This window comes from Hyphomonas atlantica corrig., assembly GCF_017795365.1.
GTDB lineage: Bacteria > Pseudomonadota > Alphaproteobacteria > Caulobacterales > Hyphomonadaceae > Hyphomonas > Hyphomonas atlantica.
In genome coordinates, this window is sequence record NZ_CP051254.1 from 927,755 (window position 1) to 941,650 (window position 13,896).

10 protein-coding genes are annotated in these 13,896 nt (G+C 55.1%); 4 read left to right on the forward strand and 6 right to left on the reverse strand.

The window, feature by feature from the left end:
• The first annotated feature begins 74 nt into the window (after positions 1 to 74).
• Positions 75 to 884, forward strand: coding sequence for a 2-keto-4-pentenoate hydratase (locus HF931_RS04725; RefSeq protein WP_273242083.1), 810 nt, complete (start codon positions 75 to 77; stop codon positions 882 to 884).
• Here HF931_RS04725 and HF931_RS04730 read toward each other — a convergent pair.
• The 3 genes from HF931_RS04730 to HF931_RS04740 all read right to left on the reverse strand — a co-directional run bounded on the left by HF931_RS04730 (position 881) and on the right by HF931_RS04740 (position 8,725).
• The gene (locus tag HF931_RS04730; RefSeq protein WP_273242085.1) at positions 881 to 2,509 is read right to left on the reverse strand and encodes a family 43 glycosylhydrolase; all 1,629 of its coding nucleotides are present in this window, start codon (positions 2,507 to 2,509) and stop codon (positions 881 to 883) included. The two genes, HF931_RS04725 and HF931_RS04730, sit on opposite strands and share 4 nt — an antisense overlap.
• A 143-nt stretch (positions 2,510 to 2,652) precedes the next feature.
• Entirely contained in the window at positions 2,653 to 5,430 is a 2,778-nt protein-coding gene (locus HF931_RS04735) for a TonB-dependent receptor (RefSeq protein WP_273242087.1), read from the reverse strand.
• A 205-nt stretch (positions 5,431 to 5,635) separates the two neighbouring features.
• Positions 5,636 to 8,725 (reverse strand): PAS domain S-box protein, encoded by a 3,090-nt coding sequence (locus tag HF931_RS04740; RefSeq protein WP_273242089.1) that lies wholly within the window; start codon positions 8,723 to 8,725, stop codon positions 5,636 to 5,638.
• A gap of 532 nt (positions 8,726 to 9,257) precedes the next feature.
• On the opposite strand from HF931_RS04740, the gene HF931_RS04745 reads away from it, so the two are divergent.
• Positions 9,258 to 10,034, forward strand: coding sequence for a response regulator (locus HF931_RS04745; RefSeq protein ID WP_273012001.1), 777 nt, complete (start codon positions 9,258 to 9,260; stop codon positions 10,032 to 10,034).
• 37 nt (positions 10,035 to 10,071) lie between these two features.
• On the opposite strand, the gene HF931_RS04750 is transcribed toward HF931_RS04745, so the two are convergent.
• From HF931_RS04750 to HF931_RS04760, 3 genes are read right to left on the reverse strand one after another with little or no spacing between them, the layout of a single operon-like run.
• On the reverse strand, positions 10,072 to 10,674 hold the full coding sequence (locus HF931_RS04750; RefSeq protein ID WP_051602422.1) for a MotE family protein: 603 nt from the start codon (positions 10,672 to 10,674) through the stop codon (positions 10,072 to 10,074).
• A gap of 4 nt (positions 10,675 to 10,678) precedes the next feature.
• Entirely contained in the window at positions 10,679 to 11,179 is a 501-nt protein-coding gene (locus tag HF931_RS04755; protein ID WP_035547864.1) for a hypothetical protein, read from the reverse strand.
• A 4-nt stretch (positions 11,180 to 11,183) separates the two neighbouring features.
• Complete coding sequence (locus HF931_RS04760) at positions 11,184 to 11,684, reverse strand: flagellar basal body-associated FliL family protein (protein WP_273242092.1); 501 nt, start codon at positions 11,682 to 11,684, stop codon at positions 11,184 to 11,186.
• Between the two features lie 130 nt (positions 11,685 to 11,814).
• Between HF931_RS04760 and fliF the strand changes: the two genes are divergently transcribed.
• The gene (gene fliF, locus HF931_RS04765) at positions 11,815 to 13,335 is read left to right on the forward strand and encodes a flagellar basal-body MS-ring/collar protein FliF (protein ID WP_273242094.1); all 1,521 of its coding nucleotides are present in this window, start codon (positions 11,815 to 11,817) and stop codon (positions 13,333 to 13,335) included.
• Positions 13,328 to 13,894: a hypothetical protein gene (locus HF931_RS04770; RefSeq protein WP_273242096.1), complete on the forward strand. Its 567-nt coding sequence runs from the start codon at positions 13,328 to 13,330 to the stop codon at positions 13,892 to 13,894. Before fliF ends, HF931_RS04770 begins: the two co-directional genes overlap by 8 nt.
• Positions 13,895 to 13,896 lie beyond the last annotated feature (2 nt).

The following is a 13,896-nucleotide window of genomic DNA, read 5'->3' on the forward strand; positions in this document are numbered from 1 at the left end:
ATCATTATGAGGTTTGAAAATGACACCGGTTTCCTATACTGTCCACCCCAGTTCGAACAGGCCGAGGAAAAAGCGTGAGCGTCTTTGAAAATATTGCAAAAAAATTCGTTGAGGCGCGGCTTTCAGCTGGCAGTCTGAGTGAGTATCCGGGAGAGGCGCCTCTTACGTTGTCTGACGCGTATGCGATTCAGGATGAGGCTATAACGCTCTGGCCTGACGCAGTTGCTGGCTGGAAGGTGGGGCGGATCAATGGTGCAGATGTCGAGCGATTCGGAACGGATCGTCTGGCGGGCCCGGTCTTCAACAAACTGATCCGCCATCAGACAGCATCAGAGATGGACAGCCCGGTATTTGCGGAAGGGTTTGCGGCGGTCGAAGGTGAGTGTGTAATCATCGTCGCCGAAGACGCTGATCCGTTGAAAACAGGATACTCTACGCAAGAGGCTATCGCCCTCGTCGGGTCTGTCCATACGGGGGTGGAGATCGCGAGCAGTCCATTCAGCGGTATTAACGATCATGGACCTTTGGTGACTATTTCTGACTTCGGCAACAATTATGGCCTGATCATCGGTGACGAGTTACCGGATTGGGATACACTTGAATTTGATCGCTGGCCATTTGAAACGCTGATTGATGGACAGACAGTCGGCACAGGAGACGCTAGTGGAATTCCGGGGGGGCCGATCGAATCCTTCCGCTTCATGCTGGAGAATTCGGCGCGCCGAGGCATGCCTTTAAAAAAGGGTATGGCAATTACAACCGGTGCGGTGACCGGCGTACACGCTGCGCATGTGGGACAAAAAGCCGTGATTAAAACGCACGATGCGCGTGACATTGATCTGCGATTGTCAGCCGTCGGAAAGTTCGTCGATTCACCGGCCTAGGAAAGCGACCTGTACTGAAACTGCTTGAAGCGGACATGCCCGGTTCCGGCAGACATCAATCCAGGGCGAAGACTCAGAAAGTCATAAGCTGTATTATGGTGGTATCCTGATACCTCCATCTGTACGTCGAACTTCTTCCATCTTTCGCCGGGTAGCCGGGTGAAGAAGGTTACAACGTGATGATCGTTGCGAGCCTTTAAATCAAACTTGGTGAGCCCCGGTTTCAAGTCACCGGGGCGAGCACGCTCCTGGCCGTACCGATGCATGACAAGACCCTCCGGTCCATAACTGATGCCGCAGTACAGGCCCGCATTGTAGAACAAGAGAAGACCTGCGCGCGCACCGGCCTCGAGTTCAATCTGTGTAGTGACTTCGTACGCGCGATCACCAGGGATTACGCAGAGTGGAGACGTATCGGCTGGAGTGCTGCCTTTCGCCGCCAGAGCCAGTCCCGAGCCATTCAGGGAGACACGGCCATATTCTTCAGGAGACGGATTGTAAAATGCCCATTGGGGACCGAGTGATGCAGACGTGAAGTCGTCTGACAGGGGAATACCATGAGGCCGGTGCTCATCGGGCCGGGGCTTGGGGAACGGTCTGGACAAATCACCTCCAAGCGATTCGAACCAACCATCATCTCTCCAACGGATTGGCTCGAGAAGACATTGCCGTCCAAGTGTCCAGAACCCGTTCTCGTAACCGTGTGAGATCATCCACCAATCACCGTTCGGGCCTTCCAGTAATGTCGCATGCCCTCGTGACCACCACGATTCGGACCGGTCAGTGGTTCGAACTTGAGGGTTGTTCGGTGCATGATGCCAAGGTCCTTTCACAGAACGCGACCGCGCCGCAATAACCATATGCCCAGTCGGAGGGCCTGCGGTTCCGCCAACTGCGGTCAACATGTAAAACCAATCGTCCTTCCTCAATATTTTGGGGCCTTCCGGACAAAAGCACTCAACATCCCAGTCTTCAGGATAGCGCCACGGGTCATATACATGTTCAACTTCGCCGACTGTAGACAGTCCGTCTTCGGATAGCTGAATCAAATCGCCATTGGACAAGAAAAGATATCGCTTACCGTCTTCTCCAACGGCGTGGGCAGGATCGATGTGGTCCGGAAGGTTGAGATCAACTGGTTCGCTCCAGGGCCCATCTATACGATCGGCGTGGATGACATAAATGGACTTCCTGTCCGCGCTGCGGGCAGGAATGTATATGAAGTAGCGCTCTTCGTGTTTAACAAGGTCTGGTGCCCATACCGACCCAATGGGGTTGGTTAGCGCTGGACCGACAGGTTGCCAGTTTACGAGATCGTTTGACTGCCAGATGAACAGACCTGGATAAGCATCGAAACTCGAGAATGTTAGATAGTACGTATCCCCATCTTTGATGATGGATGGGTCGGGCCGGTCGCCAGAGAATATTGGATTGAGGAAAGTGCCATCGCCGCGATCTGCTATTCTCTGGTTCTCAAATCCGGCGCCCCATCCCGCCATAGAAGGCGTTGGGCGACTACCGGCATCGGGCCGCGCTCGTCCGGTTGGCTTCGCGCTGCAGGCTCCAGCTGCGATGGATGTGCCAAGGAGCAACAGGCTTTGGCGTCGGGTCAAAAGGTCTTTCATGTTTGTCATCCTGAAAAAATGGCCCCTGCGAAGTCTCGCCGGGGCCATTCAGAACATGCGTCTTGGGAGGAGCGCAATGTCAGAAAAGGTGGTCTGGACTGGCGATACATGTCGGACCGCCAGTCCAATTCAACTACATGCCCCTAGAAAGTGTACCGTGCACCGACCAGGAAGTTCCGTCCGGTGTGGTGATAGAGGGTTGGCAGCTCAAGACGGTCAAAGGTTTGGTGTTCAAACTCATCGGTCAGGTTGATGCCTTCGAAGGTCAGGTCGAGCTGATCAGTGAGCGCATAGCTTACGGACAGATCGACGTTGTAAGTTGAGGCGACGCCGCGCTCTTCGCGACCTTCCGTGCGGCCGGAGCTGCTCGGCGAAGTGGTTTGATAAGGATCGCGGTAAGCACCCGAGATGCGCGCGGAGAAACGATCCGTCTCGTAGTAAAGCGTCATATTGTGGGAAATTTCCGAGAAGTCCCTGATTTCATCAGAGTCTACATATGTCAGGTTGCCCACAAAGCCGGCATTCTGCAACAGGCCTGGCAGGAAGAAGAATGGCTGTTGGTAGACCAGCTCCAATCCCTGAATGGAAGCTTCGCCTCCATTTGCAACCTGGCTGACCGCAACTAGCGGGTCGAGCCCATCTGCGAGGTCTTCGCCCAGTGGGCTGGTGGAAGACGCTACGCCTGCCGGAAGACCAAGTGAGCTGAACGGCACTTCCACGCTGGCAGGTGTCAGGAAGTAGGATTCGACGTCCTTGTAGAAGAGGGACACGGCCAACAGGCTTTCTTCTGCAAAGTACCACTCGGCACTCAGATCGAAAGCGGTCGACCGGTATGGGTCGAGCTCCGGATTGCCGATGTCAAATTCGTAAGGAGGGCCGCTGAACGTATCCAGGCTGCCGCCGGGTGTCAGGTTTCCGAGCGAAGGCCGTGCCATAACTTTGGCAACACCGGCACGGAACTGAACCTGATCATTGGCCTCGAGAACGAGGTTCAAGGAGGGCAGGAAGTCTGTGTACGAATTCTCAACGGTGCGAAGAGCAAGTCCGCCATCTCCCGGAACATAGCCGGACGCTGTGGTGGTCGTTTCAACATAACGGGCCCCTACGTCGCCGCGCAGCAGCATGCCGGAAAGTTCCGTTTCGAAGTCGAGCTGGACGTATCCGCCGAGATCTTCTTCTTCAACAGAGCGGTTGTCCTGCGGGCGAGAGGCGATGTCGCCAGAAATATCCAAAATGCCGCTGAGTGCGATTGCAGCATCCCAATTCGCGCTGATCCAGGACGTGTCGTTTGAGCCATAGTCGAGGCCATTGCCAAATCCAGTGACCAGACCCACCAAATCTCCGCTTACGGTTGGGGATTCTGTAAAGCCGTCGAGATCGGCAACGTTGCCGTCAATACGAATTTCCCGGGTCGAGAAGTCATACTTCTTGAAGCTCAAGCCACCTGACAACGTCAAATTGTTGCTGAAGTCATACTCCAGATCCGCGCGAACGGTCTCAAAGTCATTCTCCGAACCTTGAGGGCGGTTCCGGAATTGTGTGAACAGGAACTCCGACGGGTCGGTTACGTCAGTATTACCGTAGCTGATCGCCGGAAGCTCAAGATTGTTCCGGAAGTCATAGCTGTAGCCTTCGACAGGATTGGCGGCATCGAAGAACACAGTGGCCTGAACCGGATTGTCAAAGTTCGATGACGACTGACCTGCAAAGAACGACCCTCGCAGCTGATCAGAGAAGTCATGCTCTACCTCAATCGTGAACTGATTGAACTCTGTCGTGTAGTAGTCACGGCGATGCTCGCTCCGCATTGGAATGATGCCATTGCTGGCGTCGGCAAGAACGTCCCCTTGCAGATAATCAAGCACGCCATCGCTGTTCACATTGTAGTCCGTGACGGCGATATTATCTGTGTTCGAGCGAACGAAGACCTGCAGGAACTCCTCATCACGCTGAGCGTCGAGTTCTGAGTACAGTCCCTCGATGGTCACAGTTGTCTTGTCGGTCGGTCGGAATTGAACCGCACCCGTCAGACCTGTACGTTCCTGATCATATGTCAGGCGACCGTAGCGAGGGATCCGCGCATAATAGGAGTTCCGCACTTCATCGCATCCCGCAGACAGCGGGTCAGCTCCGATACAGTCAACGCCGTCGACTGAGCGGAATGTGCCGAGATCGTCAAAGCGAACTGATGAGAAGCCCTCTTCGCGGATTGTGCGATCCTGGAACGCCGCAGACAGCAATGCGCCGAACTTGCCATTGTCGCTCTTGTAGGACGCAAGTCCAGCGAGGCGAGGCGAGGTGTCCTCCACGAGGTCATTGTAGAGTGCCTGCCCGGATAGTGAGAAGGTCCAGCCAGCATCATAATCGAGCGGACGGGCGGTCTGCAGTTCCACCACAGCACCGAGCGATCCTTCTTCGATCGAAGCAGATTGCGATTTGCGCACAACGAGCTGGCTAAACAGTTCGGACGCGAACGTGTTGAAGTCAAAAGAGCGGCTTCTGTTTGTCCCGCCAGACGCGTCTGAGCCACCGCCAGTCGCCAGGGCATCCATGCCGTTGATGCGTACGCGTGTGAAATCGCCGGAAAGGCCGCGCACAGTGATACGGCGACCCTCGCCGGCCTGACGATCGATTGCAATGCCCGGAATACGTTGCAGGGATTCTGCAAGGTTCAGGTCAGGGAATGCAGCAATGTCTTCTGCAACGATTGCGTCGACGACCCCAGTCGACTCTTTCTTGAGGTCCAGTGCTTCAGCGAGGGAGTCCCGGAAACCGGTTACCACAACGCTATCAAGCCGACGATCCGTCTCGTCGACGGCTGTTTCTTCAGGTGTTTCCTGTGCATAAGCTATCGACCCGGACAGCAGAAGGCTGGCCAGGGACGCGCCCGCAAGGACTCTGACTCTAGTGGATACCCGCATATTGAATTTTCCTCCCGATAGGTATTTTTATCACCGGAATGACACCGGTGTCAGAAATGGCTTACTGCATTTCCTGCTTATGTTCAAGCCCGACCCGAGATTGAACAAGGCAAAATTAAACCTGTCGTTTAGAGGTTCGCGGATGTTTGACGAGGGCGTATGGTTAGCGTCGGCCCAAATCGCTTGTGCTACATCAGGATTGTAATCACGAGGCAGCCCGTTCTGTGGCTTGCAGAAAGCTTTTCAGCCCTGCCGCCAGTTCTTGCGTGGGTTTCCCGTCTTCTGCCAGCTTTGAAGCAACGGACTCCAGCGAGAAGGCCGCGTCAGAGACTTCCTTGAATCCGAAGCTTCCCGCGCTGCCGGCAATCGAATGGGCCAGTTGGCGGATTTCGCGTAGCACATCCTCTGAATTTTCAATGTCGAAGATCTTCGAAACTTCATCCGGGACAGTTGAGAGATACTCTCGGTATCGGTCCGTGAGCGCACCTATGGGGTCTGTCTCGGGTTCTGGCGCCGATGCGCGCGCTGTCGCATCACAAAGTTCCGCGATCCGGCTATTCAGTTCGGTGATGTCGATTGGCTTAGCGACGTGAGCGTTCATGCCCGCCGCCAGGCAATTGGATATCTGCTCGGGCATCACATTCGCGGTCAGGGCAATGATGGGTATGTTTCTGGCCGGTTCGTCCAATTCGCGGATCATGCGGGTTGCTGTCATACCATCCAGTTCCGGCATCTGAACATCCATGAGAATGACGTCATAATTGCCCCCGGCGCGCAGATCCTCAATTGCTTCTTGGGCGGACTGGAAGACTTCCACGGTGTGACCAAATTTTTTCAGACCCAGTTTCACCAGTTCGAGGTTCATCGGCACGTCGTCGACGGCCATGATCCGCATCTGTTTTGTCTGACCGGGTGACGCCCGTGTGGCGCGTCCCGATACTTCGTCTTGGGACGCTGGTCTGTATGGCAGGATCAATGTCGCGGAGGTTCCTTCGCCCACCGTGCTATCCAGAGTGAGTTCACCGCCCATCAGGCGTGCCAACGACCGGCTGATCGACAAGCCGAGTCCAGTGCCACCATAGACGCGCGTTATACTGTTGTCCGCTTGGCGGAAGCCTTCGAAAACGCTTTCAAGTTTTTCTGCAGGTATACCCGGCCCCGTATCGGTGACAGTCAGATTCAGTGCATCTTCAAGCACGTGGGCGCTGATGTGGATGCTTCCCGATTCTGTAAATTTCGCAGCATTGCTCAGTAGGTTGGTCAAAATCTGCTTGAGTCGAACCTCATCAGTATACAGGGCAATCGTACCGGCCGAAGTCGTTATGGGAACGGTTTTTCCTTCCCGCCCCGCGAGAACAATCTCGATGGTTTCCTGTATCGTGTTTGCAACATCGACTGGGCGATCTTCGAGAACGACCCGCCCGGCTTCAATCTTCGAATAGTCCAATATATCGTTGACGATATCACGGAGCATCCCCCCTGCCGACAACGCGCGTTGAGCGAACAGTTTTTGCTCAGCATTCAGATCTGTCTGGCTGAGCAGTTGTGTGAATCCCAGTATGCCGTTCAGAGGCGTTCGTATCTCGTGGCTCATATTCGACAGGAATTCTGCCTTTGCCTTCTCGGCGGCTTCAGCCTCGGCCCTGGCTTCGGCGAGTGCTGTTTCTCGCTCCTTGCGGTCCGTAATGTCGCGGAAGGTCGAGATAATTTCTACTGGCTTCCCATCGGAGCTGCGAATTATCTTCGGATTGCCCTCAAGCCAGATGATGTTTCCGTCCTTGTCTCGAACACGGAATTCCCTGAGTACGCTCGGATCAACCGAGTTGTTCTCGAATAAATCCCTCGTAACTGAGGACGCGAAATCCTTGTCTTCCGGGATAGTGAAGTCGATGGTTGACAGTCCGATAGCGGTTTCAGAAGTCACGCCGAGAATTTCGCATGATGGCGACGCATAGGTAATGATGCCATCCAGACCGAAGCGAACAATGATGTCGGTAGAGTTGTCAGCAATGGTCCGATAATTTGCCTCACTGCTTGCAAGCGCTTCGATCACCCGTTGCTCATCTGTGATGTCCTTGAATACACCGAAGATGCGCTCAACGTTCCCTTCCCTGTCGGTCAGTATTTCACCGATAGACCGCACACGCCGCTTGTGACCATCGGACTTTCGGATGAGTGTGGCTTCGAATTCCCAGCCTTGGGCATCCGTAATTGCATGTTGGACGAGGTCGCGAATCCGATCACGATCTTCTTTCGCGTAAAATAGAATGGCGTCGCCATACATCGGATTGAACTCTTCCGGCGTAACGCCGTGAATTGCGTAAACTTCCGGAGACCAGGCGACTTCCTGAGTGACGGGATTCAACGTCCAGTGCCCAACGCCGGCCATGCGTTCTGCGAGATGGGCTTTGGCCAGCATTTCCTGTTGTTCCCGCGACTTGTCTCTTAGTCGAGCCCGGGATTTCCGGATTTGTCGCATCAACCGCCGCCGATCCGATGCTGCTGCGCCGATTGCCAACCCCAAAACGGAATTGGTCGCCAGGAACAATTGGAGCGCGAGAATTTGCGCAATCGTGTCCCCTGTCATCAGCGCGAGCGGCCCGGACCCGGCAAGTGTAAAGGGCAGCGCGATGGCCGTGATCATGAGAAGGCCAACTGCTGCGGCTTTCACTCCGCGGCTGAAGGCCAGGAATACCAGCGCGGGCGGCACCAGGAACAGGAATGGATAGGCGCTTTGCGCGAATACGAAGAAAGTCGTCGCGCAAAGCAAACCGAGCTTTGCAACGTACTGAAAGTCTGGCGCATTGGTGCCGTACTTCGAAGAGCGCTCCAGAAGAGACCAGGTGATTGGCGCGAATAGCAAAATGCCAAGGAAGTCCGCAGAAAACCAATTCAATGCCTCGCGCAGGACGAATGCCTCGCCTGTTACCAGTAGACCAATGGCAGCCAATCCAGCAGAAATCGCGCATCCGATGGTCGACCCTGCCACAAGAACTGAAATTCCCGGCAGACTGAAGAAGCGAACGGAAGGCACGCGCTCAAAAACGTAAAGGACGCAGCAGATCTCAGCGAGATTCGCGAGAGTGAGAATGGCGGATCGCGGAATGTCATTGCCTGAAGTCAAGTTCGCGGCGAACAGGCCCATGCCGGTGGCGACAAGGAGCGACAGCCAGTTGGAGCGATGGCTTTTCAGTAGAAGGGCGATCAAGATGGCATTGATCGGCCAGATTGTGGCGATCTGACCTGCGCCTCTTGTGAATTCGATTGCAGCGACTGCGATCACATATGCGAGCATACTAACAGCGAGCGCTCTAACGGTCAGCGATCTAATCGCGCCGGAACCTGTCACGTTCTTCAGGACCAGGTTTCTGGAATGAGGCTGTTCCATCATTTCAGTGGTCTCGGCGACTGCGCCTGACCGAATGTCCCCTCACGAAATGAGCGGCCAGACTGGCATAGACGAAACATAAGCAAAGTGTCCCAAGTCAGGTAGCGTGTATGGTCTTGTTGGATAGTTTCAGATTCGCGTGCTTTCGAAGCAAGTGCTCAAACCATTTCCGGTCTGAAATACCTTCGCGACTCGCCAACCGTCCGTTGCGACCAATATGAATGAAATCGATTGTTGTTTGATAGAGTTAACATCCAGATAGCGTGGCAGATTCGGCAATATAATGCGCCAAAAAGAGGGATAATTGACAGTTTTGCTGCGCTTTCAAGTAGAAGCAAGCTGCCGAGAGGCGTATTGTTCCTAACGGAAATAATTGCCAAGCAAGCACTGAGTGCTCGCGAGCAAACCTTGGCCCGATATCAAGAAGAGGGGACCGTTCTTGATTTTCAAAGCTGTATCCGAGGCGCTCCCATCGCTACGCTCGTATGCGCACTTGCTCATTGAGGACACAGTCGCTGGGGACGAAATCGTCGGTCATGTGTTGAAGGACCTCGTTTACGATGACGAGACGTCCGAGTGCCAGGAAGTAAGCCGAGAGGATTTGTTCCAATCGGTCGATGCGAGATTGCTGAACCACCTGCAGGCGATGAGCGATGGCGGAGCGGCATTGGAAACGTTGCGGGGGCTGACCCTTTATGAGCGAAGATGCCTGTTGCTTACGGCGATTGGCCGGTTTGAACCGTGCCAGGTCGCGCGAATTACCGGGATAAGCCTCGGAACCGTCGAGTATGTTCTCAACCGTGTTCGGCCCATAGTTTCCGCCGCGCGGTGCACAGGCGTGCTGATCATCGAAGATGAGCCGCACATGGCAGAGTTGTTGGGGGTATTGGTTGAGCAGTCCGGACACCACGTGGCTGGCATCGCTCACACGCTGGACGAAGCTGTAGAGCTTGCGCGCTCAAAACAGTTTGAATTGATCCTCTCAGATATTCAGCTGCATCATAGCGAAAGCGGCAAAGACGCCGTCCAGAAGATCTGCTCTTTGGTGGGCTGGCGCATTCCGACGGTTTACATCACTGCGCATCCAGAGCGTGTCTCACCAGAAGAGGCCGCGCAGGCGGATGGTCTGATCTCGAAGCCGTTCGATATCTGGCGTGTTCGCGAAGCGATTGACGGGGCTTTGGGCCGTGCGACGGCCCACCAGCAGGCCGGTTAGTGAGTTTTCGCTCTGGTTCGCCTCCCAAACCAAGGTGCTAGGGGGCGATCGAATCCGATCGTAGATCGCTATTCTTCGCAGCGATCTTAACGCTGACGATGTAGGCCTTTTCATTATCCATATTGGCCAGGATCAGACCCGCCTGATCGCTTGGTATGAGGCGCAGAAAGCCAGCCGCAAAGCCAGCATCCATCTGATCGAAGATACCGGCAGCCTGATCAGGTTTCATGGCTGCATACATCTGGGCCAGATGGTGCAAGTCCTGATTGGCGGTATCAGACATTTTCTGCCAACGGGTGTCCAGCTGCTCCTGAATCTGCTTGAGATCCTCGGCCTGCTGGGCAAGTTCGAGCTTGCGATTACGCAGTTCAATCTCGTCTTGTCTCAAATCGGAGATGCGTTGCTCTATGTCCTTCTGATCCTGCTCCATCGCGGCGGCAAGGTCGCCCGTCAGGCAGACATTCTGGACGCGATCAGATTCATCAACAGTCATGGCCTGCGGGAGCGCCTTGAGCGGGTCGTTCACGGTCGAGGCGCGGTCCGTCGTCGCGAAAGCCTGCGGCAGCCAGCGTGTGCCACCTGCAATCGTGAACAGGACGCCAATGGTGAGAAGGACGTGAGTGCGGCCTTTGCTGTTCATTCCTTCAACCCTCGTAAACCCGTTTGGACTTGCTCATTTGTTCTTCATCGAAAAGGTAGTCTGCGCTGTCGAAGCGTGCCGACGTGCGATCAGCGATAGCTTCGAGCCGTTTCGTCAGCCGTGTGATTTCAGTGATCTTGCCAGATGACGCTTCAAGTGTTTCTCGCAATGTGCTGCGAATGTCGGCATCGGCCGCTTGGATGCGACGTGACAGTTCGCGATCTTTCACTTCCATCGCCGTCTTTAGCTCTTTCAGCTTTTCCGCAGTTTCCTGAGCCTCTTTCATTGTCGCGGCGAGCCGGTTTGCCAAGTCACCGGCCTGAGCTTGCGTTTCGTGCCGCGCAGATGAGACAGCGGCGACAGAATCCGACATTGCCCGGATCGTGGCGCCAAGGCCGTTCTTGGTGTTCTGAAGCGCTTTCAGCCGACGGCTGAGCAGCGCGCAGTAAAGGCATGCTGCGAAGGAAACCAGAAACAGGGCGATGTCGGAGATCTCGAAGGGCATCGGCTTACCTCAGCAGGAATTCAGTGATGAGGACGCCGTGCGACGCCTCCGGGCCAAGGACAACTTCAGATCTCACCGCGAGCTGTTCGCGCATTCGGGGATAAAAGTCAGCGGATTCAAAGTCCGACAGCGTCAGGGCGCGCAAATAACCAACAAAGGCGTCGACCAGCATCGGTTCGGCCTTTTTGACGGCACCCATGTGTTCACTATCGGAAATCACAGACATGTTGATTTTGACATAGCGGGTCGCTGGTTCGTTGCCGATTGTCACGAGAATTTCCTGCAGGTCGACATATACATAATCGTCCATCGCCAACGGCGCGTGTGCGGGGCTGCCTTGCTCGTGATCAGCGCAGGCGAGCACAGTAGGCTCGTCGCCGCCCGACAAAATGAAGACCGTGCCAAATGCGCCAAGCGCGCAGACGACTGCGAGCACACTAAGAGGTACGAGTCCGCCGCCGCTCTTCGGGGCGTCGCCAGGTTCCTTTTCCGGATTCGAAGCCACCAACGCCCCCGATCAAACTATTTGCCGCTGGTTCACGCATATTAAGGGTCGGGTAAAGGAAGCGTTAACAATTTCACGGAAAATATTAACCAAATCGAGAGTCGATGTCGTAAACGGGAAGTACGCATCCATGAAATTGCTGGAAACACTCAAGGCGCTATCGGTCGCGCAGAAACTGGCGCTTGCCGGTTCGGTGGCTGGCGTTGTCATCGCCATGACAATGATGGTGCAGGGTGCAGTCCAACAGCCGAAGGCATTATTGTATTCCGGCCTTGATCCGATGCACACGGGCGAAGTGATTGCAGAGCTCGAAAAGCGCGGCGTGGATTATGAGCTTCGGGGTGAGGCGATCTTCATTCCGCAGTCGGAACGCGACTCTGTTCGCTTCTCGCTTGCAAAGGATGGCCTGCCACAACAATCGGTGCAGGGATACGAATTGTTAGACGATGTGAATGGGTTTTCGATCACATCGGAAATGTATAACGCCGCCTATTGGCGGGCCAAGGAAGGTGAGCTCACGCGAACCATTCTTGCCATTCCCGGCGTTTCATCCGCGCGGGTACACATCGGCGCCAGTTTGCGCTCAGGTTTCTCACGTTCTGGGCCGCCGCAAACAGCATCTGTAACGCTTGTCTCTAACAGCAAGGTCAGCGCCAGCCAGGCTGAAGCCATCCAATACCTTGTGGCGCTGGCTGTGTCTGGTCTGGACCCCGCAGATGTTGCCATCATTGATCCCAAGCGAGGCCTTCTTGCGGGCCCCAATGTAGACCGGATGGAAGAACCGGCGATTGTTGCAGAATCCCAGTCTACCCGTCTCGAACAAAAGATTCTTCGCCTTCTTGAGGCGCGCGTCGGGCCTGGTAATGCGCGAGTCTCGGTATCTGTCGATGTCAATCGCCAGCGCCAGCGCGTGTCCGAAATTGTCTATGATCCAAGCTCACGGGTGATCCGGAATCGGACTACGAATGATGTCAGCGAAGCGAGCGGAGGCGGATCGGCTGGAGTTACCGTTGCCAGTAATCTGCCGCAGGGCGCAGGTGGGCAGGCTGGAGGCTCAAGCACTCTCAAGAACTCGACCGAGAGTGTCGTATACGATGTGAATGAGACCCGCCGGGAAACTGAAACACTGCCCGGCGAGATCGAGCGCATCTCTGTGGCTGTTCTTTTGAACGAACAGGTCCTCGGCTTTGATGCGAATGCGGAGGACTCTGCGCCGCTCATGCGCAGTCTGGTGTCTGATTTCGAACAACTGATCTTGTCGGGAGCCGGCCTAAGCGCAGATCGCGGAGATTCCCTGACGGTAGAGTTGATGCCGTTTCAGGAAATCGAAGTTGAGGAACTCACACCCGCGCCGAGTCTCGTCGAGACTTTGACCGAGCGCTATTTCTGGTCCGGACTTCAGGCCATACTGCTCGGAATTGTGGTTATCGTGCTTGGATTCGGTGTGGTGCGTCCTCTCCTGTCCCAAAGGTCGGCTTCAGTCCTCGATACGACGGCTGACCCGGCGGTCGATGGATCGGGTGTGCTGACGACTGAATCCGTCGACGCGCTGGACTATCTCAAGAGCTATACACGAGAGCGTCAGGATGAGACAGCCAGTCTGTTGGAAGAATGGCTGAACGAAGACCGAAAGGCGCTCGTCAATGAGTGAGTCCCTTTTCGCGAATCTTCCGCGGTTCGACAGTGGAGACCTTCCAGCTGTGCTTGCGGAAGCGCCTGATCCAGTTGTCGCGGAGCCAGAACTTGTTCAGGTGGACGAACTTGAAGATACGCCGGAGCCAGCGGCTCAGATAGATCCAAATGTAGAAGTGTTGCTGAACCGTCTGGCGCAGGAAATTGAACAGGCGAACAAACGGGTCGTGGCTCAAACAGCAGATTGGGTGTCGGCGATCATTGAGCGATTGTTTCCGGAACTATCCAAAGCATTCCTCGCCGAAGAGATCGTGCACCAGATTCCAAACCTGCTTCCTGACACGCCAAACCATGCGGTGTTATCTGCGCCAGCGCCACTCGCGGAGCAGCTCACTGAGATCATCGAGAGCAACCCCCGATTGTCCAACTCATGCATTGTCCAGGTCTCAGAGGATGCGGAGCTCCATGACGTTCAGGTCTCTTGGGAGACTGGAGGACTGTCATTAGAGTTTGATGAGCTTCTGGCCGCCTGCCTCGAACGCCTGCAATCCTACAAAACGCCTCAAAAGGACTTTTAGAG

Excerpts from the sequence above, each read along its gene's own strand:
- HF931_RS04730 (WP_273242085.1), bottom strand. The coding sequence starts at position 2,509 with ATGAAAGACCTTTTGACCCGACGCCAAAGCCTGTTGCTCCTTGGCACA.
- HF931_RS04735 (WP_273242087.1), bottom strand. The coding sequence starts at position 5,430 with ATGCGGGTATCCACTAGAGTCAGAGTCCTTGCGGGCGCGTCCCTGGCC.
- HF931_RS04740 (WP_273242089.1), bottom strand. The coding sequence starts at position 8,725 with ATGCTCGCATATGTGATCGCAGTCGCTGCAATCGAATTCACAAGAGGC.
- HF931_RS04750 (WP_051602422.1), bottom strand. The coding sequence starts at position 10,674 with ATGAACAGCAAAGGCCGCACTCACGTCCTTCTCACCATTGGCGTCCTG.
- HF931_RS04755 (WP_035547864.1), bottom strand. The coding sequence starts at position 11,179 with ATGCCCTTCGAGATCTCCGACATCGCCCTGTTTCTGGTTTCCTTCGCA.
- fliF (WP_273242094.1), top strand. The coding sequence starts at position 11,815 with ATGAAATTGCTGGAAACACTCAAGGCGCTATCGGTCGCGCAGAAACTG.
- HF931_RS04770 (WP_273242096.1), top strand. The coding sequence starts at position 13,328 with ATGAGTGAGTCCCTTTTCGCGAATCTTCCGCGGTTCGACAGTGGAGAC.